The organism is Rickettsiella endosymbiont of Litargus connexus (genome assembly GCF_964277335.1).
Classification (GTDB): Bacteria; Pseudomonadota; Gammaproteobacteria; order Diplorickettsiales; family Diplorickettsiaceae; genus Aquirickettsiella; species Aquirickettsiella isopodorum.
Map to the genome: position 1 here is coordinate 382,172 of NZ_OZ195516.1, position 25,296 is coordinate 407,467.

General features: G+C 34.2%; 18 protein-coding genes, 1 tRNA gene and 1 pseudogene. 11 read left to right on the plus strand and 9 right to left on the minus strand.

Going from position 1 to position 25,296, the window contains the following annotated elements:
• Position 1 precedes the first annotated feature (1 nt).
• Positions 2-532, plus strand: a complete 531-nt coding sequence (locus ACICP9_RS01650) for a DsbE family thiol:disulfide interchange protein (RefSeq protein WP_395498325.1) — start codon at positions 2-4, stop codon at positions 530-532.
• An 18-nt stretch (positions 533-550) separates the two neighbouring features.
• Complete coding sequence (locus ACICP9_RS01655) at positions 551-988, plus strand: cytochrome c-type biogenesis protein CcmH (protein ID WP_395498326.1); 438 nt, start codon at positions 551-553, stop codon at positions 986-988.
• 223 nt (positions 989-1,211) lie between these two features.
• Here ACICP9_RS01655 and ACICP9_RS01660 read toward each other — a convergent pair whose 3' ends face one another.
• From ACICP9_RS01660 to ACICP9_RS01685, 6 genes are all read right to left on the minus strand, one after another.
• Positions 1,212-2,483, minus strand: a complete 1,272-nt coding sequence (locus tag ACICP9_RS01660) for an insecticidal delta-endotoxin Cry8Ea1 family protein (RefSeq protein WP_395498328.1) — start codon at positions 2,481-2,483, stop codon at positions 1,212-1,214.
• Positions 2,484-2,496: 13 nt separating this feature from the next.
• Complete coding sequence (locus ACICP9_RS01665) at positions 2,497-2,907, minus strand: hypothetical protein (protein ID WP_395498330.1); 411 nt, start codon at positions 2,905-2,907, stop codon at positions 2,497-2,499.
• A 632-nt stretch (positions 2,908-3,539) separates the two neighbouring features.
• Entirely contained in the window at positions 3,540-10,721 is a 7,182-nt protein-coding gene (locus ACICP9_RS01670) for an NB-ARC domain-containing protein (RefSeq protein ID WP_395498332.1), read from the minus strand.
• A gap of 260 nt (positions 10,722-10,981) precedes the next feature.
• Complete coding sequence (locus ACICP9_RS01675) at positions 10,982-11,107, minus strand: Rpn family recombination-promoting nuclease/putative transposase (protein ID WP_395498900.1); 126 nt, start codon at positions 11,105-11,107, stop codon at positions 10,982-10,984.
• A gap of 2 nt (positions 11,108-11,109) precedes the next feature.
• On the minus strand, positions 11,110-11,478 hold the full coding sequence (locus tag ACICP9_RS01680) for a hypothetical protein (RefSeq protein ID WP_395498334.1): 369 nt from the start codon (positions 11,476-11,478) through the stop codon (positions 11,110-11,112).
• A gap of 280 nt (positions 11,479-11,758) precedes the next feature.
• Positions 11,759-14,134, minus strand: coding sequence for a DUF1601 domain-containing protein (locus ACICP9_RS01685; RefSeq protein WP_395498336.1), 2,376 nt, complete (start codon positions 14,132-14,134; stop codon positions 11,759-11,761).
• Between the two features lie 451 nt (positions 14,135-14,585).
• Here ACICP9_RS01685 and ACICP9_RS01690 point away from each other — a divergent pair, with 451 nt between their 5' ends.
• Entirely contained in the window at positions 14,586-14,792 is a 207-nt protein-coding gene (locus ACICP9_RS01690) for a hypothetical protein (RefSeq protein WP_395498338.1), read from the plus strand.
• 339 nt (positions 14,793-15,131) lie between these two features.
• On the opposite strand, the gene ACICP9_RS01695 is transcribed toward ACICP9_RS01690, so the two are convergent.
• The 3 genes from ACICP9_RS01695 to ACICP9_RS01705 form a co-directional block, all read right to left on the minus strand.
• Positions 15,132-15,208, minus strand: a tRNA-Pro gene (locus ACICP9_RS01695).
• Positions 15,209-15,455: 247 nt separating this feature from the next.
• On the minus strand, positions 15,456-16,937 hold the full coding sequence (locus tag ACICP9_RS01700; protein ID WP_395498340.1) for a hypothetical protein: 1,482 nt from the start codon (positions 16,935-16,937) through the stop codon (positions 15,456-15,458).
• Positions 16,938-17,098: 161 nt separating this feature from the next.
• Entirely contained in the window at positions 17,099-18,067 is a 969-nt protein-coding gene (locus ACICP9_RS01705; RefSeq protein ID WP_395498342.1) for a polyprenyl synthetase family protein, read from the minus strand.
• A gap of 190 nt (positions 18,068-18,257) precedes the next feature.
• Here ACICP9_RS01705 and rpsF point away from each other — a divergent pair.
• The 8 genes and pseudogenes from rpsF to dacB all read left to right on the plus strand — a co-directional run.
• Positions 18,258-18,680, plus strand: a pseudogene (rpsF, locus tag ACICP9_RS01710) (30S ribosomal protein S6); the annotation flags it as partial.
• Positions 18,681-18,813: 133 nt separating this feature from the next.
• Positions 18,814-19,050, plus strand: coding sequence for a 30S ribosomal protein S18 (gene rpsR, locus ACICP9_RS01715; RefSeq protein ID WP_071662506.1), 237 nt, complete (start codon positions 18,814-18,816; stop codon positions 19,048-19,050).
• 38 nt (positions 19,051-19,088) lie between these two features.
• Entirely contained in the window at positions 19,089-20,015 is a 927-nt protein-coding gene (locus ACICP9_RS01720) for a DUF2232 domain-containing protein (RefSeq protein WP_395498344.1), read from the plus strand.
• Positions 20,016-20,056: 41 nt separating this feature from the next.
• The gene (rplI, locus tag ACICP9_RS01725) at positions 20,057-20,509 is read left to right on the plus strand and encodes a 50S ribosomal protein L9 (protein ID WP_071662504.1); all 453 of its coding nucleotides are present in this window, start codon (positions 20,057-20,059) and stop codon (positions 20,507-20,509) included.
• 323 nt (positions 20,510-20,832) lie between these two features.
• Positions 20,833-22,197, plus strand: a complete 1,365-nt coding sequence (gene dnaB / locus ACICP9_RS01730) for a replicative DNA helicase (protein ID WP_071662503.1) — start codon at positions 20,833-20,835, stop codon at positions 22,195-22,197.
• Positions 22,194-23,300 carry an alanine racemase gene (gene alr / locus ACICP9_RS01735; RefSeq protein WP_395498347.1) on the plus strand — a complete coding sequence of 369 codons (1,107 nt, stop codon included), beginning with the start codon at positions 22,194-22,196 and terminating at the stop codon, positions 23,298-23,300. Before dnaB ends, alr begins: the two co-directional genes overlap by 4 nt.
• Entirely contained in the window at positions 23,278-23,688 is a 411-nt protein-coding gene (locus ACICP9_RS01740; protein WP_395498349.1) for a hypothetical protein, read from the plus strand. Before alr ends, ACICP9_RS01740 begins: the two co-directional genes overlap by 23 nt.
• A 141-nt stretch (positions 23,689-23,829) precedes the next feature.
• Complete coding sequence (dacB, locus tag ACICP9_RS01745) at positions 23,830-25,290, plus strand: D-alanyl-D-alanine carboxypeptidase/D-alanyl-D-alanine-endopeptidase (protein WP_395498351.1); 1,461 nt, start codon at positions 23,830-23,832, stop codon at positions 25,288-25,290.
• Positions 25,291-25,296: the final 6 nt, after the last annotated feature.

The window sequence follows — 25,296 nt, forward strand, 5'->3', positions numbered from 1 at the left end:
CATGCGTTATATTATTCCGCTAATTATTTTATTGATCATCGTCTGTTTTTTATGGCAAGGTTTAGAAAAGGACCCCAATCACCTGCCATCGCCATTAATTAATCAACCGATTTCAGAATTTTCAGCCAATGATTTACTAAAAAAATCAATAACATTAAGAAAAAAAATATTTTTGCAACATTGGACACTGTTAGTCGTGTGGTCAAGCTGGTGTTTAACTTGTACTGAAGAACAGTCTTTTTTATTAAGTTTGAAGAAAAATCATGCCATTTCTATTTACGGTTTAAATTACCGTGATGAATTTAATCAGGCAAAACAATGGCTAAGACAACAAGGCAATCCCTTTCAAAAAATTATTTTTGACCCGCAAGGGTTACTTGCTATAGATTTAGGCGTTTATGGTGTGCCTGAAAGCTATTTAATCGATCCACAAGGCATTATTCGTTATAAGCAGGTAGGCCCATTAACTTCGTCGATTTGGATACAGAATATGCAACCACTTATTAAACATCTCCATAAAAGTCAATCATAGATTAATTAAAATTTTATCATGCAAGGCGTTAAAAAATTTTTTAAAAAAAATAGTTTAAGAAAACTATTCTGGTTGGCCATTTTTTTTTCTCCATTAGCTTTTTCTGAATTAAGCGAAATGTATGTCTTTGATTCTTCAGAGAAAAAAATCCAATTTGAAGAAATCACTCATGAAATGCGCTGTTTAGTTTGTCAAAATCAAAACTTAGCCGATTCGAATGCGCCTCTAGCAAACGATCTGCGTTTAGTGATTTATCGACGAATCAAGCAGGGCGAATCGGTAGACCAAGTAAAAAATTATTTAGTGAGCCGTTATGGTGAGTTTATTTCATTTAAGCCCGCTTTCTCGCGTATAACCTTTTGCTTGTGGTTATCCCCGTTTATTTTATTATTAGTTATTTTGCTCATACTACTACTCAAAATAAAGAAATTCGATACTCGAATTTCAGGTTCTTAAATGACGACTTATCAACCTCTTGGCTATGATCATCCATAAAAACTTTGTAAGATCACAACTTAAAATTAGATCTACTCCGAGTAGATACTCTCTTAACCTTGTTGCTTTAATTGTTGTGCTGCGTTCATAACATCTTCCTCATAATTTTCGAATGAGCTACATAAAAAATAAATAAAAGTAACCCACAAATTTAAATTAATCTATGGGTTACTTGAAAATTTTGTTATTTATTAGTAAGTTGATAAGCTACAGCGATGTTAGCTGCTTGGCCAGCAAGACTAGGCGCATCGCTAGTTATATAAAACGAAACGATATGATGGCCTGATAATTTAAATTCATGATATGTGGGGGGGTATGCCCGTTCGCCAAAAGAAAGTTGACTTCCATCTGAAAAATAAAAGGTTGCTTCATCTATCGCTTTATTACCATAAACTACCAAATTATTAATTAAGGCACCATTCAATTCTTTGTAAACCAATTCATTTGTGATAGTCCCAAATTGGTAGTTTGTACCATTTTCAAAGATGATTTTCCCACCGCCTACTCGAGGACTCCCTCCTATCCTTCGAATGTATCCAGTGATAGATTTTATTTTATTGCGTTGGCCATTATTTAGAAGATCAGGTGTCAGAGGCTGTGTCATTTCTACTGCAATAGCTTGTTTAGCTAAATCAGGGGTCTGTCGACCAAATAATTTTGAATAGGAAATTACATCTACGTAGCATTCCGTATCTAAAGAATGCAACTCAACCATTTTATTCCAAATAGGGATGTATTCTAGACCATTTATAGCAGCAAAGCTACGTGTGTACATCATGGCGTCGAATATCTCATCCGGTGGGGCATCATCGTAAGTTGCATCGATACGATCTTCGTTTAAGGTTTTAATGTAATAATTAACTCCTTTACTATCGTGTATTAAACTATTTAAATATTTTTTAAGTCTTGTTGTTTGTGATTCGTTTAATCCAATTAATTCGGCCTTTTGAATTCCAGTGATATAATAGGATACTTTCATTAATACCGTCGTGGAATATAATGGCAGTACATAGAGATTAATTGCCTTTTTGTCTAATCTTTTTAGATCTGCAAAAATAAATTTTTTTTCAAACCCTACTAAGTCTTCTGCTATATTCATATAATGATTACTAGCATCTTTTAATTTTTTTCCTAAAATTTCGCTATTTACTGTTTTTATTCTTTCTTCAAATTGTTTTATATCTCCAGATAAGATTAGTTCTATTATTTGCAAAGCATTTTGATCAATAAGTTTTTCTACTTTATCTTTAATTTTTTCCCATAAATTTTCCTTTTCTTGTGGCCAGAATATATCAAGTAACAGTGCTAATCCTTCACCTACTCCTGGTATTTTTCCTATTCCAAATATTAACACCGATTTAAGCGCTGCATTAAAATCTACTTCTTCCAATGAGTAATTATGTATAAATTGGATATATCTAGGATTATAATTACTAATTTCAAATGGTTTATTCATTGTGATATCTGTATTACCAACCTGCATAATTTGCTCCCACTATAGATCTAGAAGAAGTTTCATTAATAAGCTGTAAACAAGTACAGTAATATGCACGACCTTCATTTCTAACAATTTTCGTTTCTCCAGGAGGTATTATTTGTTTTCCCATGACCCCCATCCATTGAACTGCTGTACCCCACCTAATTTGAGCAATGATATCTTTCCTACCCATGTTAGCCACCCGGTATTGTTTATGTGCTCCAGGGATGATTCCACTATTTTGGTTTAGCACATCCTTACTACTATTAGGTGGTATTTCAAAATTGTAAACTTCAGAAAAATTCGTTATATCCTCTTGCGGAAATATTTGATCAGGTAGCTTATAACTGTCCGAAGAATTATTGGTATTTTCTCTATATATGTTAAATATAAAATTTGTCATAAAAAATCCTTTGTTGTAAAAATTAATTAATTAATTTAAAAATTTTCTATCTGAGCCTTTATTATAAACTATCAAATTTTTTTGAAAATTATATTATATTGACGGTTCGTAATGATATTAGAATGTGGCAGTATTACCAGAATAAGACGTGTTGCCAAGTGCTTTATGTGGTACTAATTGTCTAGTAGAATTAAGCATGTGCTAACTCCTGTTTTTCTAATTTTTCTAAAGCTTTTGAATAGATCTCAAAACCATTGAAAGCTTCAATATCTTCAGCAGCTTGACGTAAATGTTTAATTCTTTGTGGCAAATGTATAGATCTTCAAGATCTTTAACGGGTATATGTCCATTATCAAGAAGGAGCCGATTCTTTGTTTAATTAGCTAAAAGAATAATAAGCCTTATATGTAAAATAAAAATAAACCTCTTTGGGATGATTTTCATTCCTTAAGTGAACAAGCCGTGGTTCATCAAAAAGCTTCTCTTTATTCCGATCTGAATGAAGAAATGAAATGGGCTTTAGCGGTTACTGCTCTTCGTGAAAATAAAACGGAGATTCTCGATGGAGAATAGGATCATTTTAATCAATTTAGTTGCTAGATATTTACAAAGCAAACTTCTTAGGTTATGGACTATGAATTAAAATATGTTCGATTATTAAGTTTATCTTTTTGTATTATAGCTCTTTTTATGTTTTTGTTTAATTTTTTATCCAAAGAAACTGGCACAATGGGATTTCTTAAAGATTTTCTAACAACAAAATCTAAAAAGATCAGTGTATTGTGAGTATTAGGCGTGTGTGGCTGTATAGAGAAAGAATGCGAATTCGGTTTTGAGCCCGTTTGATTTTGTTCATAGGGTAATTTAGGATATATCGATCGCGTTTTCTCTAATCTTAAATTTTCTTGCGGTAAAAATTTATTCGTTTTATGAAAACTCTTATTTTTATCAAAATGGGAATTTTTAAAGAAATTATCTTTTGTGTTTGTTGATTCTGATTTAGAAGTTAGCCGAAGCTGCTTTTCTGTTTGAAATTTAGGTAATGTTTTTTGTGTTTTAGAAGCAAGGTAGTTTTGAGTAATTGGTTGGAAATAATTAGCATTATTTTTTTGATTAAGTAGCGGATGCTTTGCTATATTGGGTTTATCTTTTCCCCGCACAGATGGAAACACATCTTTTCTTTTATTTTTATTTTTTTTCTGATTCAGTTTTTTAGTATTCCGATACGATTTTTTTCGTAAAGAACTATCATATTTCTCGAGATAATCATCTGCTATTGCTAAGATGCGGTTTTCCTCCTCAATTCTACTAGCTTGAGAAGCATGTTTCCTATCATGAAAAAATGTTTGATTGGTTTGTTTAGAATTTTTCTTTGTGCTTGTCGAGCTTTGTATGGCGTCAACTATTATTTTTTCTTCTTGATGGGCTTGACGTTTACGACGCACTCGTGGCTGAGATAACTTCTTCTGATGACCTTTCATCCCTATTGAATTTAAATACGTATGTGTAAGTAGGCTACTCAAATTACTAGCGATCACTATTTGAGATAAATGTTGAAAATGTGTCGCATGCTCAATTTGTTTTTGATGGTCATTAGGATGAATTTCTTGGTCAAAAAATTTAAATGTCGTCGATAATATCTTTTTTCTCATTTCCGGTTCTTGATAAAAATGGCGGCAGATAATTGTGCAGTAATCATTTAAAACTATAAAAGCATTAGTAAGTATAAGATTAGTTTCATCACGAAAGAATGCATAATTTCCGATATTTTTTAATACCTGAACTTCTGTATCCTCTTCTATATCTTGAGTAGTAATGACGATAATCTTTTTATCGGCAGTAAAAAGTAAAGGTGCTGTAATTAAACTCCAAACTTCATCGTCTAGCGAAACTATATTTTTGGGCAGAATATCAAAAAAGATATCCAGTCTTTGATACCAATGACTATTATCAAACAGTGCATTTTTTAATAAGATCGTCAGCCAAGGTTCAAAACAATTTGAGTCATAAGAATCAGGATAAATCGGAGCATAAATCGCATTACTTAAGGTTAAGATTAAATCATTTCCAAAGGGAAATACATCTGAAGAGGTAACAGCACTTGGGTAGATTTGTTTATATTCCTTTATCATTTCCCGTAAATCTAACGTATCTATCCGCTCGAGCAACTCATTTGAATCATTAGAGGTTTCATAGAGAACTATATTAGAAACAGGAAAGAATATTTTTTTATTAGGCAAAATAGTATAAACATTTTCACCTCCATTCCCCACCAAATGATTTTCATAGGCACCATTGATATAAAAAATCTCATGTTTTTTCTCTCGACCTATCGATAGGGTGAGGTTGTTTATTAATTGCATAGAGAAAGTTTTTTCTAAACGATTGGCTAATGCTTTAAATAAACTAATTTTTTCATCCATTGTTTTATTATTAAAGATTATTTCTTTTCCATATAAATGCTCATTAGTGATTAATTTTATTTCAAAATCTTTAAAAAAATAATAGAAGTTTTTGGAATGCTGTGCTGTATTATGAGTTTGGTTGACCTCTAAGGTCATTAAAGCCTCTGAAATACTAAGAGAAAATGTTTTTTTATCTTTATCTTCACCCACTAAAATAGAAATATGTACTGTATTATCTTGAATCGATATTAAATCAACTTCATGTAGGAAATATTCAAAGAAGAATCGATGCTGAATAGTTTCTTTAAAATAATAATGAATCCAAGACTCACCTATCTCGCCAGAAGGAATTCGATAGCTTATCGAGTCTATTGTTGGGTTTGATAAAAATGTGATTAGTGTATTATTTCTTAACACAAACTCTAAATTCTTATAAGAACGATCAGTGATAAAAAAATTATCGGGATGTGTTTGATTTTTTCCCCCGTAGCCATCAATAAAACGAACATCCTGATCAAGATATAAAATATCAGATTCATTTTTCCGTCCGTAAATGTGATCGATCCGATCGATTTGGACTCTAATCTCATCAGGCGCACAAAAGGGTGGAATCGATTGCATGGCGGCTTTGTTTTTTCCGCATAAGAATCCATCCGTATCAAATAGCAAATAATCACTGTTTTCAGGATGAAATTTATCCAGGACCAGTATATCAGTCTCATTGCCTCCTTGAAGCAGGCCTGCAATCGAATTTCCTTGCAAATTAAATACATTGCCATTATCACCCCCTAGATACCGTTTTTTACCGTTTTGTACAATAAATAATGTGGGGGAATGAGAAAAAGCAATGACTTCGTCCTCTCCTTCTCCTAAATCGACTAAAGTTCCATTACCGGTTCTGTTTAGTGCATAGCTTACGCCTAAGGTCTTATGGCATAAGTAATACTTCATTTTTATATTAAGTACCTCATAAGGAGGTGGAGAGGCGGATAAACAAATTAAATTACCCTCAGCAGGTTCGTCAGGATTATTATCGTCAGGTGTAAAATTTATTTTTTCAGTTAAAAAAGCTTTACGGATTTTGCATGTATCTTCTACAAAAGTAAAAGCAGGAAAAATATACCACTGAATAGCGGTGTTATCTTTTAAAAAATTAATCGCACGTTCTACTAATTGCCCATTATTGGCTTTAAGCTGTATATATTCTAAAGGAGCCAGATGAAGTGTGCTAAGTAAAAACTCAAAAAATTTTTCTCCTCTAGAAAGATGCACATATTTTTCAATGGCTTCAACGTGTTTTTCAACCGCATACCCTTCAGCTCCTAGCCAGACAACTAGCGCCATTCCTTCTCCAAGAGGACCAGTGAAGGCGGATATCCCCGTAATAAATCCAAGAAATTCAGCCCCCTCGATACCGGCTTCGATGCCATCGATACTCAAAATGACACTATTTGAAATGATATTCGGAAGAACATCTTTATTTCCCATTCTATAAGCGTGTATTTCATTTTTAAGATTATAAGCAAAATAAATTGAGGTGGCTTTAGCAACAAATGGCGAAGCCGCTTGCAGTGCTTTACCTAAAAATTGTCGTTTGCCCATGGAAGATACATTTTCATTGAATAAAATGCTGAGTACTTTTTTATTTTCCAAGCCTAAATTCTTTTCAAGTAAACTGGCATCGGAGGCTAAGTTTTTTCCTTGAGTGAGCAAGCTATCGGATATTTTTCCAAAAAACAGACTGCTAGTCATTAATCCGAAATTAATGGCCACTTCATTAAAATGACCTTGAATCAAGGCTGATAGCGTATCTTTAGTCATCAACGCTGAACTGATAAAACGGGATACTTGTTCTATTTTTTTAAAATGAGCTTTAATCGCTTGATTCCTGTGCTCTTTGATCTTTTTTTCAGCTTCAGAAAGTAAACAAATACTTCTCTTTAAACTTTGAAATGAGCAGCCAGCATATTTGAAAAAAAAATTCCCAAATATTTTGTGATTAAATTCAGCATAGAGTAAAACTGCGCTTCTTTGTCTTGCTTTTTTTTCAGGATTACTCGAAAATCGATTTAATTTTAGCTTAGAATTCTTTAAATTATTAATATATTCGCTAATATAATTAATATTTTCCTTTGAAAAACTTTTTATAGACCATTTTTTTTCTAGATAATTAAGTATTTCCGATAAAGAGAAAAACAAACCAAATTTTATATAGTAGGCAATTGCGTCTCCTGCAAACTTAAGAAATTTTTCCTTTGGAAATTTCAAGTAGGCTAAATCAATAAAATAATGACGCTGTTTCTCATTTTTAAGAATTAAATTATCAAATAGTATTTTTTCTGGATGACCAAACAACAAGCTACCAATAAGCTCCTTATGTTCTGCCATATAGATTAAAAAATGTAGATAGTGGAAGAAAACTTCTTGGTCTTTTTTAAAAGCAAATTGCCAATGCCAAAATAGTAGTTGTGCTTTTTCGACTATCGCTTTAAACTTTTCCTGATGTTCTTCGAGATTAATCCGTATGACCTGTTGAACTAATCGATGAATGGTATATACATCTTCTTTTCCATGCGAATTAATCATAGAATAACTGTTTAATAAAGAGGTAATACTAGCGAGATCGTATGATTTTGGAAAATAAATTTTATTTAAATACTCAAATTTGTTAATGGAGATACTATTTGGATTTAAATAAGCCATAATATTTAAAATTTCTATTGCATCTTCACCTATCGGATTAGATTTGATTTTACATAACGTAATAAGCCATGTTGTAAAAACTGTTTCTAAATAAGGATCGTTAAAATATTTTGTAAAATCAAAATTTAATAATTCTTTCTTTTTTTCTTTATACAGTTCAATGTAATCCTGAAATGAAAAAATACTATCAGTAGATCTTCTCAATTTAATGTAAGCAAGCGCTTGTTGTAGTGCTAACGGCAAGCCTTGAAGTAATTGATTTAATTCCAGTATTTTTTCAAGTTGAGTACTCTCATCTAAGCCCAATGATTTCTTAATAAGTTCTTGGGTTTCAACTTCGGTAAATACATTAAGCTTCATCGTAGTTGCGACATTATCCCAATTGCCATAACGTGAGGTTATAAGCACCGTGGGTTTGTTGTCAGGTCTCGATTTAGGTAAATAAATTTCGATTGCACGGTAATTCTCAACATTATCAAAAATAAATAAACTTTTTCTATCCGAAAAATACTCATAAGCATTTTCTACGATTTCTTCAAGTGTTTTTTCTTGTCCATATTCACTGATAGAAATTTCTAGCTTTTTAGAGAGTTTTTTAAAAGAATAGGCTATATTTTCAATAGTTTCTGCATCGATCCATAACACATTATGATCATAATGATGCGCATAGAGTTCAGCATAGCGTAAAGCTAATTGTGTCTTGCCTATTCCTCCCAACCCACTAATGGATAAAAGGGAGCCACTCGAAGCTGATGATGAATCGCTACCATGCGTGTCTGCTATATCTTTATCCGAAGAAATCGAAAAAGTGGACCAATTAGGCACTATGGCTATCGTTCTTTCCGATATCAGCGTGCGATGCAAATTTTTAAGAATCTCAATCCTTCCACTAAAGTTTTTTACTGGTTTTCTTAAATTAAAATAAATAGGCTTTTTATTATTCTGATCCTTAATAACTGGTTGTGGGAATTGATGATTTTTAATTTTATCTAAAAGGCGCGATGCTTCGGCATGGTTAGTTTCTTGAGAGAAAACATAAGAATATTTTCTTAAATGAAATTGAGAAATATCATTTGCCTGAAGAAATTGATCATTGATATATTGTTCTTTCAGGTCTTTCTTCAATTCACCGCTGACTTCTTTTTCCCAATCAAATAGACGGCGATAGCCATATTTATGACGTGAATACTTTTTAGTTGCATAAAATTTAATAGGTTGATCATTTGCACTAAGTTCTACTAAACCTGTATGTTCATATAATTTACTGGTGTTAATTTTTTCTCCTTCTTTATTTAGAATCATATAACCTGAAGTTGTCAGTGCGATCTCTTTAAGATTTGGATCGAAAAATTTTTCCGATGCACCTTTTAACACACTTTCTTCTAGCAATTGTTTAGAAAAAACGCAGTTAACATCATAAAGCTTGTTTATAGCATTGAATATTCGCTCGACTGCGTCCTCTGCGAGTTTCTCTATTGCCACTTTTTCACCTGCTTTGTCCGTTACCTGCATAAATTGACTTTCAAAGCTGTAAAAAATATTAACAGCTACTTCAGCTAGCATAGAATCTAAATTTCCTGATTCAACATTAGAAAAAAAATGGGTTATCTTTTGCGCCTTATCTTTTGATATATAATACTTACTACTTATTGTTCTAAGTGAAGCAACCAAAGCAGGAATTAGACCTACAAGGCTATCGGCAATATATACACCGAATAAAGCGCTTGTAGCCCCCGTTTTTATTTCAACTTTAAGTGCTTCCGCTGTTAATCGTTTTTCCTTAGCAAGTACATGATAAATTCCTATATTTTTTAAGAAAAAACTTAAAAAAGTAGTAACAAAGATCTCTAATAAAGCCGTGACCTTTTCTTTTTCTTTGTTAGGCGAGGCTTTTAATCGTTTAGAGTCATGTTCAAGCTTATCTAGAGTAAATGAATCATCTAATAATTGCGTTTTTTTAGATATTTCATCAGGATGCACAAAATTTAAATGGCGTTCTTTCCATAGAGGATCATTGATGAGTTTTTCGGATAATAATATTCTTTTCCCTTCAAAATAATTTTTATCGTGCACCCGTCTCAATGCTTTACTTAACCAATCAAGTGGTTCCTTGTGATCAAACATTGCATTTAGAACCACCGCATTTTCGAGTGCCCATAAACCACAATTGAAGCCATCTTTTTGTTGCATATAGCCTGAGTTTAGATTTATTATTGGATGTATTAGATATGGATTATAAAGCAATTCAAAATAATTTTGAGGAATAGGATTATTTTTTGAATCTACGTAATAGGCAACATAATTATTATTTTTATACGATATAAGCATAGTAACCCAATGTAAATTTTCAAGATTCATAATTAACGTAAGCAAAGCTTTGCTCCATTTATTCGTTTTAATTTTTTCTTGAAATGATTTTACGGTAGAAGATAATTGCGTCATTGAACCTAATATTTCAAATTCAGCATTGTTTTCGGTTCTAGTGCGGAATTGGTTATATTCTATCCGAGCAATATCAGCAATATCTTCTTGACTTAACCAATAACTAAAATCGTTTTTTGCAGTGGCTTCGACAAGTGTATTAACAGATGGCGCTCGTTTAATGCGTGAAGAAATTCTTTGTTTAATGGAATGTTCTATCTCTTGTAATTGAATTAACTTAGAATAACGATAAAATTGTTGAGTTTTATTTTCTATTTGTAGCATAGTTAAGTCCTTTTATTTTAGGTTTCTTATTTAAATTTTTTTATGAGCTAAGATTAAAATAATTAATTAAATTATCTAACAAATTGTTAAATTAATATTTTTCAGCAATTTATTTTTTTAATACTAAAAGTATTAAAAAAAATAAGCATCAATTAATAATTTACTAAAATTTAGCAGTTTTGTCGATATTTTATTAAAAATTTCTAAAAATTAATTTAGTTCAAGCAGAAGAATAAATAACCGGGTACTTCATTAAACATTTAGAATACGTCACTATGAATTTCACGAAGCTGTGGAACAATAAAACTTTTTTCTGTTAATGGGAGAGAATTAATATCAATCTTCTTGTAAAGCTGCGGTGCTAAATATGATTTTAAAAAATCAATAGCTACTCTATCCTTAAGATTCCGTTTAAAAAATTTATCATGAGGCTGATTATTAGTCCATTAAATAAATAAGTCTTTTCAAAAAAAATTACCACCCAGACATGGTCTCTAATCGGTTTAAAGTTTTTTAAACTGGAATACCGCGCATCAATGTCCATCGCTTTTGGCGTTAATTCTCTCGCCTTGCAAGCGATAAAATCAAAAATGGTTATTTTTAGTTTTTCCATCTGTATTTTTATCATACCTTGATAAGCAAAGGGAATAAATGTCGCTTCTTTTAAACCATGTAGATTTCCTGAATATTTGTAATTGACTAATTCTATCTTTTTACTGTGCGTTTTTGTGAGCACCGTATTATCGGTTACGAACAAACAAGGCGCTGCTTTGTCTATATAGCATTTGGAAACCTCCTAAACCTCTCTCTGCCTAAAGGATTTATTTTTCAAAAAGCGACTTACTGCTGTCATGCGATCATTCGATAGGGCTTACTTCGGATAGCGCTAAGCCTGAATACCTTACATGACTGGCTTGTAAAAATGCTTAGTATAGCTGTTTTGTGCACTTAAATCCTGACATCCTTTCTTTTCTTATTAATCCTTAATCTACTCTTAGTTTAGCCTTTCCTAGCGTAAAACTCCTGTTTTTTTTGTACTATATTTTTCCAAATCTTTGATGTGAAGATTTATGGTATTGATTATCCTCTTTATCGTTTAAAGTTAACGATGTTTTCGGTCTCTTTCCGTTAAATAGCTTTACAAGTTTTCTTTCATCATCGATTGAGGGTGTATTTATATCGGATTTTTCATTATTTTTATAGAGGATAGCTGCTTTGATTGCGTTTCCTTCAGATAATTGTTTTATTAAAAAACCTAACTTTCTTTTAAGATATTTTTTTCGAGCGCTATCTTTTATAAGCTCTTTCCAATCGAAATACGGAATAATAACGACAGACCAGCCTAGTTTTTCGAATAGATGATTATTAAATTGACTTGATAAATTCAATTTTTTTTCTGCATAATGGCTTGGACCGTTGACTTGGATAAGAATTTTTTTTTCAGGCCAAGCGATGTCGACGTAGGTAAATTCTAAAAAATGTTCAGCTACAAATTTAAATTCTGGGAAAAAAGCCAAAAGATGTTGGAATACATCGTTCTGTAATCGAGAAGTTTTAATTTCTTCTGATTCAAATTCATGACACTTAATTGTTTCTCTAAGTCTACAAGGAATAAGATCAGGTTGAAATAAATAAACTTGATAAAACTGTCTCGTTGTTATGGAATTTAATTCTTTTATAATGGATGTTTCATTATTTTTTATTAGTTTTTTGATTATTTCTTCTTTATTAATCCATTGAGCATTTGAATAATTTAAAAATTGAAATTTACACCAAGTTAATGTTAAAAAAGAAATCTGGTGTATCTGTGTAGTAAAGGTATCCATTTTTTCAGGGATACAACTAATCAAAACATTGATTGCTTTTAAATACCCGAGGCAATCCTGAAGACACAATTCAGGCCATTTACTCATCGCGTTGAGTATATTTGAAATATCCTGAGCATTAAAATCACGTGCTCTTTTGAGAATACATTGAACAAGTGCAGCAAACGCTTCTGAATAAATGACCTTGTTAATGCATTCAGGCCATTTACTCAGCGCGTTGAGTGTATTTGAAATATCCTGAGCATTAAAATTATAAGCGCTTTGGGGAATACACTGAACGAGTGCATCTATCGCTTCTGAATAAACGACCTTGTTAATGCATTCAGACCATTTACTCAGCGCGTTGAGTGTCACTGAAATATCCTGTGCATTAAAATTAGGAGCGCTTTGGGGAATACACTGAACGAGTGCAGCGATCGCTTCTGAATAAACGACCTTATTAATGCACTCAGGCCATTTACTCAGCGCGTTGAGTATAACTGGTATAGCTTGTGTATTAAAATAACGAGCGCTTTCAGGAATACACTGAACGAGTGCATCAATCGCTTTTGCGTAGGCAGTTTCTTCAATACACTCAGGCCATTTACTCAGCGCGTTGAGTGTATTTGAAATTTCCCGTGCATTAAAATTACGATTTTTTTGAGGAATGCATTGAATAAGTGCAGCGATCGCTTCTGAATAAACGACATTGTTAATGCATTCAGGCCATTTACTCAGCGCGTTGAGTGTATTTGAAATATCCTGTGTGTTAAAATCACGTGATCTTTTGAGAATGCATTGAACGAGTACATCAATCGCTTTTGAATAAGCAGTTTCTACAATACACTCAGGCCATTTACTCAGCGCGTTAAGTGTATTTGAAATATCCTGTGTATTAAAATCACGTGATCTTTTGATAATGCATTGAACGAGTACATCAATCGCTTTTGAATAAGCAGTTTCTACAATACACTCAGGCCATTTACTCAGCACGTTTAGTGTCACTGAAATATGCTGTGCATTAAAATTAGGAGCGCTTTGGGGAATACACTGAACGAGCGCATTTATCGCTTCTGAATAAACGACCTTATTAATGCACTCAGGCCATTTACTCAGCGCGTTGAGTGTCATTGAAAAATTTTGTCCATTAAAATTAGGAGCGCTTTGAGGAATATACTGAACGAGTGCATCTATCGCTTCTGAGTAATAGATTTCCTTTATGTTAGGCCATTTACTCAGGGCGTTGAGTGTCATTGAAATACTCTGTCCATTAAAATTCCGCGTTTGATACAGAATTTTTTGTAGTAAATGCTTAATAGCTTTTGAATAGGGGGCTTCATGTATTGAAATAGGCCATTTAGAAAAAGCATTTAATAGGTTACTGATACCTATAGGTCTAAAATTATAGTATGGAATTAAATAAACTATTTCGGAAATATTTTTTTTATAAGAAAAAAAATGTTTTGGCGTGATAATTTTACTGAGTCTATTAAGTAAGGTTGTTAAATTAATACTATCAAAATCATTTTTTTCTTCAGAAAAAAGTTTAAATAAACCGCGAGCATCATTTAATAAAATTTTTTCATTAATTGCGATATTTTTTTTCACAGATTTATTTCTAGCATATTTTACGGTTAACCTATCTATAATAACTTAATTATACACAAAAAATCTATTAACTAAATTAAAAAAAACTACAAATTATTTTGCTCGCGTTAAAAATATTATTTATTGATATAATAATGGAGCTTTTCTTTATAGTTTATTGTAATAATTTATCCCGCTAAAATTTTAGCGGATAATTAAGCTTTTAGAGCATCGATTGACCTGTTTTTTTTCGACATTGTAGTTTATTATTTCATCCAGATAAATCTCATGGTGATGAGTGTTTAAAGTTAATCCAAACTGAGTTATTTAAAGCGTTTCAATACTTTGCTGAAAACTCGCTTGAAAGCTGAGTAAAGGCTTAACGAAATTAAAGCGATATATTCCTAAATCGAAGATAAATGTAGATAAACTACTAGAGGAAGCAGAACGCGATAGAAAGAGTTTAGAGTGGATGGATCAAAAATTTGCAGAGTTGGAGGCAGAAAATGCCGAAACGAGAAAAAATCAAGCGCAGATGCAAGCAGAAATTAATGCTTTGGAAAGAGAGATTACTGCCTTAACTAAAAAAATGAAAATGAATATTCATATGTTTTATTCAGAAGCGAAAGAGCAAGGGCAAACTTGGCAAACTCTGATTCATCATCCCATAGTTTTTTAGCTAATCTTGAATAAGGAATTTCATCAGGAGAAATGTCAGTACTTAAGTAACGTGTGGATCCACAATAATTCTCCCAGACTAGGTTTATGATAAGCCGTTGAGTAAATCTTACCGATATCACCTTTCATAGAATATTAAACCCTTTTTACTCAAATAAATAGTGATATGGTGAATCGCTATGCGCATTTGAATAGTGATTATCTCAAGAAAGCTGCTGATCATTTAGTAACTGGTACAAATTTGGTACATGGTGCTTATGTAAGCCAGGTTGGAAAATAATTGAATGGAATAGAATGAACGAAATAGGTTAATTTTTAAGTTTTTTTTTGTGGGATAGGCTGGTCGGGATGAGAGGATTCGAACCTCCGGCCCCTAACTCCCGAAGTTAGTGCTCTACCAAGCTGAGCTACACCCCGCAATTGACGAAATAGGTCAAAAATTTCGAGGAATTCTATCAGCTTTGGTTTCATTCAGCTAGCTCTAAGTTAAGCGACGCGATTCAAGTGTAGACAATTTGTCTTTTCCGCTGCTTTTTTAAGAGAGTCGCTATTCAAATGTACATAGCGCGCAGTTTTCCTGCTTTAGCAGCATGATAAAGTTCTAATAGCATATTAATACACCTTATTTTTTAGTAAAAAATAGTTTAGATCGAAAAAAAAATAACTAAATAATACAAGTACTGGTGCAAGGTGAGTTAGATTGATGGTCGGTTGATATTTTTTGATTTTTTTTATTAAAAAAACTTATCGAAATAGATGGTTGAATCGTTTTGTTTTTTTCCAAAATCGGTAGAGATTTTTTTTGTTTTAGATGGTCTCTGTCATTCAGCAAAGTGTTAATGGATAAGATGACATCTGAAATAAGCGAACTTTCTGGTGCGTTTTCTGTTTTAAGGATATTTTTAACTTTTTCTAATGTCGTATAAAATATATTTTTCATTAAAAATGAGGGTGAAGCCGAATATTCCGTTACAATTTTATTTAAAAATTCGATATTTAAAGTAATTTTTTCTCGATCTAAAGGCAGTAGCCAGTCTTCAAATTTCTCAGAGAATAAATCAATCGTATGGTTTAAGCGAGTGCGATACGTATTAAGTATTCTAGGAAAATTATTTATTCTATTTTTTTTAAAATTTTCAATGATGATTATTTCGACATTAAGGTTACTTTTATTTGAAAAATCAGTGAGTAAAACAGATTTACCCATGGTTTTAAAGTTTCTTAGATAGTTTAAATAGGTCATTATATCTTTTCTTGCTTGATTGCTTTGACGATAACTATCAAAAGCGAGAATATTATTCGCGGCAGCTTCTAGTTGATGTTTTCTTTGGATGATAAAGTCTGAAAATAATTGTGCATCGCTGTGCTGGGCTATATAACATTGGGTAAAAAAATGAATAAGCGCATCAGGTAATGAAATAATGCGTAAGATAGTTTGATATAATTCATTTTTAAACTGAGGGCTTTGGTTGATCTTTTTGTCTAATTCTGTCGGTGCTGTTTTTATACTATGTTTTTTATTCAAGTCCCATCGAATTTGTTGTAACCAATTACAAGCTTCATAGTTTACTAAATTAGGCAGTGCTTCAAGATCCTCTGTAGTAATATTAAAATTTCCTTGGTGTAAATAGCTGAAATTAGGGTTTAATGAAATAAAACTTAAACCCCCATCAATTTTTATAACTATTTTTTTCTCGGGATCGATACCGACATTGCCCGCTTTAAAATCGATTTCATTTAACCATAATGCTAAAACTTGTGTAGCCGCCAATCCGGTAATGCTATGATTGAGTATGGATTCATTATTTTTTGGAGAGAAAAAAAATTTATCTTTAAAGTTAAGTATTGCTCTGGAGAGCACATAATATTCAATGGATTGGCTTATAAGCGCTTCATTTCCAGGTATTTGCCCCCAGCGTGTTTTTGGCTGTTGAGGAAGTATCAAGCGGAACAAGTCTTGGGAAAGCGCTTCTAGTTGAGCTTCTTTTTTTTGATTTAAAAATTTAGCAACCCATAGGCTTTTTAGTTTATTATTTTTTACTTTCTTTAAAAGATAAATTCCATGTGAACTATTATTATCGTTTAATTTACGTAAATATTCAAAATTCTTTAAATTCTTGTTAGTACTTTTTAATATTTTTGCCATAGAGTTTTTTTAAGAAAGATTTTTCGCCCGTTAATTATAAGTAGATTTTATTAAAATAACCTTAATCGATTTAATTGTTTTCGAATTAAAAAAGTGCTAATTAGACACCTAAACTATTATGAATTTAAATAGGCTAAAAAAAGACGGCTTATTTTATAAACTTAATAAGTGCGTTCAATGGCAAACTTAGCCAGTTGGGCCAGGGCTTGACGATAATCTGAATCAGGAATGCTATCTAAATGGATCAAGGATTGTTGAATATGGTGTTGGGCGAGGCGACGTGTGTAATTGAGAGCAGATGTAGATTGCATGATATCTAAAATAGCGGTCAAATGTTTTTGACTGCCTTGTGTGAGCGCTTCCCTTATGAGCTGTGCTTGCGTAGCATTCGCGTGTTGCAACGCATAGATTAAGGGGAGTGTCGGTTTACCTTCGGCTAAATCATCGCCTAAGCTTTTGCCGAGTTGTAGACTGCTTCCGGAATAATCGAGTGCGTCATCAATCAATTGAAAGGCAATACCTAGATGCACGCCATAATGGGCCATGGCTGAAATTTCAGCTTCGGGTCGTGTAGTTAGAATAGCGGGTTGTTCTGCGGCGATAGAAAAAAGTACGCCCGTTTTACCTTGGATAATCTTTAAGCAATAGGCTTCATCAACATCGGCATTGTGGCAACTAAGTAATTGTAAAATTTCTGCTTGGGATAATGTGTTCGTGGCATCTGCGAGCGATGTAAGCACACGCGAATTATTGATTTGACTGATCAATTGAAAGGCGCGCGAGTATAGGAAGTCCCCGACTAGAACGCTGGCGGAATTCCCCCATAAACTATTGGCGGTTTTTTTGCCACGGCGTAGCTCTGAACCATCAATGACATCATCATGTAATAAGGTCGCTGTATGGATGAGTTCTAAACTTGCCGCAAGCTGCCTATGCCCCTCTCCCTGGTAGCCAAAGGCCTTCGCACTGAGTAGGGCAATTAATGGGCGTAAGCGCTTACCACCACTATTAATAAGATGCTTCGCCAATTCTGATATCAAAGGAATATCAGAGTAAAGGCAGTTATCGATTAGGGTATCGACCTGGTCAAGGTCTTGCTTAACCAAGGCTAATATAGGCGCTAAATCCATAGGATAGATTAGAGGTAATGATTAAATTTAAAGCTGAATGCTAGGTGGCAAGGAAAGGCCTGTCAAGCAGTAGGGATTTATTGCATCTTAAAGGGTCCGACCGTATAATAGGCCCGCTTTTAGGGTAGTCCTTTAAGTATATACTTGCCTCACCACGTGAGTTGGGAGGCTTTTAACCGAGAGAGATACTATGCGTCATTATGAAATAGTGCTTTTAATTCATCCTGATCAAAGTGATCAGGTTTCTGCTATGGTTCAACGTTATACGGCCATTGTTAAAAATAGCGGCGGACAGGTTCACCGTCTTGAAGATTGGGGTCGTAGACAGCTTTGTTTTCCTATTAATAAGCTTCCTAAGGCGCATTATATTCTAATGAATATAGAATGCGGGAAAGAGGCTATGGCTGAACTCAGCGATAATTTTCGCTTTAATGATGCGGTGTTACGTCAGCTGATTATAAAAGTCGATCGAGCTATTACTGAAATGTCTCCTTTAGCAAAAGCAAAAGAAATGCAAGGCCAGGAAAATAGACGAGAGTATTCTAGAGATTCCAGAGATTCCAGAGATTCCAGAGATTCCAGAGATTCTAGAGATTCTAGAGATTCTAGAGATTCTAGAGATTCTAGAGATTCTAGAGATTCTAGAGATTCTAGAGATTCTAGAGAGACTGAAGTTGAAGGAAGAGCGGTGTAGTAACCTTGTAATATTAATTATCAGCTTTTAATTATTAGGATGAATAGATTTTATGAACAATTATCAAAATAGACGCCGTAAGCATTGCCGAATTTCTGCTGAAGGTATGCAGGTCGATTATAAAGATCTCCCTCTTTTAAAAAATCATTTGACGGAGACCGCTAAAATAGTTCCCAGTCGCACAACAGGAACTACCGCTAGCGTTCAACGTAAATTGACGCAAGCGATTAAACGCGCACGGTTTTTAGGATTACTTCCTTATTGTGATAAACATCAAAACATGGGTTAATGTAGGCTAAAAATGATGAGAATCATGAGGATTGCGAATTGAGCGGCAACATAGAAAAAAATTCAAGTTCGACAAGTCCAAGAGGTATATTGCATCGTTTTGCAAGCTATGTGATGCGTGGCCGCCGACAGGCCGTCATAGTAGGACTACTTTTTACTATTCTTCCTTTGTTCGGATGGGTGAGTAATGTCATTGTTTCTTTAGTTACCTTACGTAAGGGCGCTAAAGAAGGGGTTATCGTATTATTATGGGTTATTTTACCGGCCGTTGTTGTCGCTAGTTTAGGTAATCGTTTAATTATTTTATATGGAATTATTGGCGGCAGTTTATTTACGTATGTGTTAGCCTTAATATTACGTCAAACCCAGAGTTGGAAAGCTGTATTAACAACCAGTCTGTTGCTTGGTTTATTAGCAGTGCTCTTAGTGCATTTATGGATACCACATATCAATGAGGTATGGTCAAATCAGTTCGAGCATTATGCCACATTGGTTAAAAATCAATTTAATGTCGCTATTAACACAGCACGTTTTCAATTTTTTGCTAAGTTTGCTACTGGTTTTCAAGTCGCATTTATTTCCTTGTCGGTACTTATTAATTTAATACTTGCACGAGGGTTGCAGTCAATGCTATATAATCCGGGCCAGTTTCGACTGGAATTAAAAAGTGTCCGGCTGAGTCTATGGGAAGTACTCCTTCTTTTAGTGATAGGTATATTAAGTTTCCTAGGAATAGTATTAGCGCAAGATGTCTTACCTGTTGTGGGATTAATTTTTGTATTAGCAGGGTTAAGTGTTTTTCATGCGGTGGCGGATTTAAGAAACGTAGCTAATAAATGGATTTTTCTATTTTATGTTCTATTGGTAGTTTTTTTTCCTTATGTAGCCACTGCACTGATACTATTCGCAGTTATCGATAGCTGGGTTAATTTACGCTATCGGTTAAGAATAGAAAGTAACAGTTGATACATAAAGAGTTAACAAGTGAATTTTGAGGTTTATTTTTCATGGCACAAGTAATTTTATTAGAAAAAATACATTCTTTAGGTGATTTAGGGGATCAAGTGACGGTGCGTAACGGTTATGCGCGAAATTATTTATACCCTGAAAACAAGGCGGTACCTGCTAATAAGGAAACTATCGCTGAATTCAAAATGAAGCGTGCTGAATTAGAGAAAGTCGCACAAGAAAAATTAGACGTCGCTGAAACGCGTGCCGCGGCTATCAATGATTTAGCATTAACCATACCGGTTAAGTCAGCAGAAGAAGGTCGTTTATATGGTTCTATTGGTATTTCTGAATTGGTCCGTGCAGCAAATGCTGCAGGTGTCACACTTGAAAAGAGTGAAATTCGCTTACCTAATGGTCCGTTACGTCAATTGGGTGAACATGAAGTCACTGTGCAATTACACAGTGATGTTATCGCAATATTGAAAGTAAATGTTGTTGCAGAAGAATAATTATTTATCCAACAAAATTTCGACAGGCCCCTTTATATTACTTACAGCTGGCTAATATAACAAGGATGTTGTATTTTGAACGATAAGTCCTATTATACTCATAGCAATTGATTTTTTCGCAAGACTGCGAAAATAAAAAAGCAACTGAAGCGTATTGACAACCATGAGGATTGCGAGTTAAGCAGCAACCCAGATAAAAATTCAAGTGCTAAGAGTATCTTTATAGGAATAAATACAGCACTTTACTAACTTCTGTAAAAGATTAAATTTAAACTAGCAACAAGGATTTTTTTTGTTAGTTTATGGTTTAGGCAATTCTTGCTATGCAAAAAACCGATCATCTAAAGTTACCTCCACATTCACTTGAAGCCGAGCAATCGGTTTTAGGTGGATTAATGCTGGATAATCAAGCATGGGATAGAGTTGCAGACAGATTAAAAGAAAAAGATTTTTATCTGTTATCACATCGTATCTTATTTCGTACGATTGTTAGTTTTGCCAATCATGCGAAGCCTTTTGATGTAGTCACTCTTACAGATGCTTTAAAAAGCTCGAATCAATTGATAGAAATAGGCGGCGATCTTTATTTATTTGAATTGGTGCGCAATACACCCAGTGCTGCCAATATCGTCGCTTATGCCGATATCGTACGAGAACGTTCAATTTTACGCCAATTGATTGGTATCGCTTCTGAAATCACTGAAAATGCTTTCATGCCAGAAGGACGTTCGATCACTGAACTGGTAGACGAAGCGGAGCGAAAAGTATTTCAGATTTCTGATCAAGGCACACGTGGGAGTGGTCCACTTAGAATTAGCGATTTTTTGGCAAAAGCGGTCGATAGAATTGATATCTTGTTTCATTCCGATCAAGTGATCACGGGACTCTCCACTGCTTATAAAGATTTAGACGAAATGACATCGGGGTTACAACCCGCTGATCTCGTGATTGTTGCAGGCCGACCGTCAATGGGAAAAACAACATTTGCCATGAATATTGCAGAACATGCAGCAATACAAGGGGATAAACCCGTATTGATTTTTAGCATGGAAATGCCAGGTCAGGCATTAGCGATGCGGATGATGTCGTCATTAGGACGAATTGATCAGCATAAAATACGGACAGGAAAATTAAGTGATGAAGATTGGCCTCGTGTCACTTCAGCAGTCAGCATGTTATCAGAAGCAAAGATGTTTATTGATGATACGGCAGCGTTAAGTCCTGGAGAAGTTCGTGCGCGTGCACGAAGAGTGGCTAAAGAGCAAGGCGCATTAGGATTAATTGTTATCGATTATATCCAATTAATGCAAGTACCAGGTTCTAAGGAAAACCGCACGACAGAAATATCCGAAATTTCGCGCAGTTTAAAAGCTTTAGCTAAAGAATTGGATGTGCCTATTATCGCATTGTCGCAGTTAAACCGTAGTTTAGAACAACGTGCCGATAAAAGACCGGTGATGTCTGATTTACGGGATTCAGGTGCGATTGAACAAGATGCCGATTTGATTATTTTTATTTATCGTGACGAAGTTTATAATGAAGGCAGCCCAGATAAAGGTAGCGCAGAAATTATTATTGCTAAACAGCGTAATGGACCTACCGGTAAGGTGCGACTGACCTTCTTAGGAAAATATACTCGTTTTGAAAATTTTGCTCCGCAACGTTATCATGCTGAGAATTATGCATGAGCAGACCCTTTACTGTAGAACTTGATTTAGGTGCACTACGTCATAATGTTAAACGCATACGTGAAATTGCACCACAATCCCAATTATTGGCTATGGTTAAGGCGAATGCGTATGGGCATGGTTTACTTTCTATCGCAAAAGCACTAAGCGATGTCGAGGGTTTCGGTGTTTCCTGTTCAGAAGAAGCATTGTATTTACGTCAGGCAGGATTAAAGCAACGGATAGTTTTAATGGAAGGCTTGTTTTCCAAGGATGAAATTCCTTTATTAACTGATTATGAGTTAGATACCGTCATACATGATTGCAATCAGCTAAATTGGTTGAGCGAACGTCCATTACCCGCCACTATTAACGTATGGTTAAAAATAAATACCGGAATGAATCGTTTAGGGTTTTCACCGAATGATTTTGAAGCTGTTTTAGAAAAGCTCCATCACTGTTCTTGGCTAAATATTGTTTGTGTGATGACACATTTTTCAAGTGCCGATAAACCAGAGGATACAACGACTAAAAACCAAATAAAACGCTTTGATCAGGTTCTTAAAGAATGCCAATTTCCAACCAGTTTAGCTAACTCTGCTGCGATTTTAGCTTTTCCTAAAGTTCATGCCGACTGGGTCCGCCCAGGATTAATACTCTATGGTGTGTCACCTTTTTCAGAATCATCGGGTGTACAGTATGCGCTTAAACCAGTAATGACTTTAAAATCTGAAATTATTTCAATTCATCAATTAAAACCAGGCGATAGAGTCGGATATGGAGGAACATGGATCGCTCCTAAACCATTACGTGTAGGAATTGTGGCTATAGGATATGGCGATGGCTATCCACATCGAGCTGAAAGTGGTACCCCTATTTTGGTGAATGGCAAACTCAGTGAATTGATAGGTCAAGTTTCTATGGATATGTTGACAGTTAATTTGTCGAATCAATGGGATGCTAAAATAGGCGATCCCGTGGTGCTATGGGGAACGGGTTTACCTATTGAGCAAATAGCAGAAAGCACGTCATCTTTTCGTTTCGAATTATTATGTGGCATTAATCGAGGACAGTTAGTCCGTACGCGTATTGAGGAAATAAATGATGCAAAAAAAAATCATTAAATGTTTATTCATTGGGACGTTTATTTTAAATTTGACAGCCTGTGCAAGTCATCACGTACAGATACCGCAAACACCAGTAGAACCGCAGTTAGATAATAGTAAGGATATTTTTGTTGATCCTTCTGTTGCGCATTTTATGGGAAATACGGATCATAGTAAGTTGAAAAATTTAGTAGCCACTGCGCAACCTACGCAGTTTATTAGTTGGACTAGCGATACTACGGGTGCTCGATTTGTATTTACTAGTAAAGAAATTTTCGTTAATCCTGAAGGACAAGGATGTAGAGATTATGAAATAAAGTTAATTCGAGGTTTCTTTGATCCCCCTTCTTTTAACTACATAGCCTGCCGGAATAGCCAAGGAGTATGGCAAGTTATCAGTCATTAATAAACTCTACGCATTTGAATTTTTGTCTGTGTTATTGCTTGATTTGCAATCTGCCTCCTGACACTGGGCAAAAATCCAATCACTGTTAGTCTATTCAAGCCTTAATAATGAATGCTTTGAGCTTCACCAAATAGATTCCACATGAAAAAGAAAAAATATGGGTTGTTAAACTATTTATTGATATTTTTTTATATTGTTTGTGCGACAGTACTGGCTAATGAAGACAATATTCAAAGTTCAGAGCTAATGGTTGATTTGACCCATCCTAAGATCCTTTATGCTAAGAATGAGCAATTACGTTTAATTCCCGCATCGGTAACGAAACTTTTTATTGCTGCGAGTGTATTAACGCACTGGGGAGATCGACATACTTTTTCGACGCAAGTGTATATAAGAGGACACATTAAAGCGGGCATATTATACGGAGATTTAGTTTTTTATGGTTTGGGTGATCCGGAATTGACTAATAAAAAGATTTGGAGCTTAATAAATAATCTACAACAAATAGGTTTAAATAAAATAACAGGTTATTTAATCGTTAACACCTCTTATTTTGGTAAGGTTATTCTAAACGATCCCGATCGGATCCTAGCAAAAACTCATTCAAGTGTAGCCTATAATGGTTTACTTACTTCATCAGGTACAAATTTTGGAAGCATCGCCGTTACTATTTCACCGGGTTTGAAAGTAGGTGATGCCGCAATAGTAAAAATTATACCCTATGCTTTAGATAACGTCGTCCTTAAAAGCAGTGTGCACACGATTTCTGGAAAAAATAGTACTATTCAACTTAATCGAGTTACACAGAATAAAAAAGAAATTTTAATAATTTCCGGTCAATTAGGTGTACGAAGTAAGTCATTGACGCTTTATCGTTCTGTCGGCGATCCCAATTTAACTACTGCAAATTTATTAGTAGCCTTTTTAAAAAAATCGGGTGTCAGTTTAAATGGTCACGTAAAGGTTGAATCAAGGCCTTTATTACGCACTGATAGATTGTTAACCCAATTAGACAGTGATCCACTGATTCATTCTTTGCAGGACATGCTATTTTATAGTAATAATTATATAGCCGATACGTTGATGCTGGACTTATGGCGAGACAGTCAAACAAAATTAGTTGCATCAGTAGAATTAAGTGATGCGACACAATTACTTTTTAATAGCTATAAACCGATGGTGGCAAACACTCATTTTCTTATTAAGAATGCGGGTGGTTTACCCCTCTTCAAAAATGCGAGCGGATTAACACCATTAAATCGTGTTTCGGCCCAAGATCTTATTATTCTGTTAGAAGGGATGTATAAAAATAAACGTGATTTTCCGATATATTATGGAAGCTTAGTTGTGCCAGGACAACAAAAAATTTGGCGTGGGATGATGACTGCGCAGCATCCTTGGATGCAATGGTCAAGTTTTAAAACAGGCCATATAAGTGTACCAAAATCGGTGTATACCATTGCCGGTTATTTTAGATTGCAAAATGGTGACTTAGGTGCGTTTGCAGTCTTGTTTAATGCACCCCCGGAAAAGGATAAAAATGGAAGCTTGTTTAAACAATTCAGCCAACATTTAGATCATTTATTTCAAATGTATTCGTAGAGAAAC

Bases quoted from the DNA above. Each gene is read 5' to 3' on its own strand.
- ACICP9_RS01650 (WP_395498325.1), top strand. From the start codon at position 2: ATGCGTTATATTATTCCGCTAATTATTTTATTGATCATCGTCTGTTTT.
- ACICP9_RS01655 (WP_395498326.1), top strand. From the start codon at position 551: ATGCAAGGCGTTAAAAAATTTTTTAAAAAAAATAGTTTAAGAAAACTA.
- ACICP9_RS01660 (WP_395498328.1), bottom strand. From the start codon at position 2,483: ATGAATAAACCATTTGAAATTAGTAATTATAATCCTAGATATATCCAA.
- ACICP9_RS01665 (WP_395498330.1), bottom strand. From the start codon at position 2,907: ATGACAAATTTTATATTTAACATATATAGAGAAAATACCAATAATTCT.
- ACICP9_RS01670 (WP_395498332.1), bottom strand. From the start codon at position 10,721: ATGCTACAAATAGAAAATAAAACTCAACAATTTTATCGTTATTCTAAG.
- ACICP9_RS01690 (WP_395498338.1), top strand. From the start codon at position 14,586: ATGGATCAAAAATTTGCAGAGTTGGAGGCAGAAAATGCCGAAACGAGA.
- ACICP9_RS01700 (WP_395498340.1), bottom strand. From the start codon at position 16,937: ATGGCAAAAATATTAAAAAGTACTAACAAGAATTTAAAGAATTTTGAA.
- ACICP9_RS01705 (WP_395498342.1), bottom strand. From the start codon at position 18,067: ATGGATTTAGCGCCTATATTAGCCTTGGTTAAGCAAGACCTTGACCAG.
- rpsR (WP_071662506.1), top strand. From the start codon at position 18,814: ATGAACAATTATCAAAATAGACGCCGTAAGCATTGCCGAATTTCTGCT.
- rplI (WP_071662504.1), top strand. From the start codon at position 20,057: ATGGCACAAGTAATTTTATTAGAAAAAATACATTCTTTAGGTGATTTA.
- dnaB (WP_071662503.1), top strand. From the start codon at position 20,833: ATGCAAAAAACCGATCATCTAAAGTTACCTCCACATTCACTTGAAGCC.
- alr (WP_395498347.1), top strand. From the start codon at position 22,194: ATGAGCAGACCCTTTACTGTAGAACTTGATTTAGGTGCACTACGTCAT.
- ACICP9_RS01740 (WP_395498349.1), top strand. From the start codon at position 23,278: ATGATGCAAAAAAAAATCATTAAATGTTTATTCATTGGGACGTTTATT.
- dacB (WP_395498351.1), top strand. From the start codon at position 23,830: ATGAAAAAGAAAAAATATGGGTTGTTAAACTATTTATTGATATTTTTT.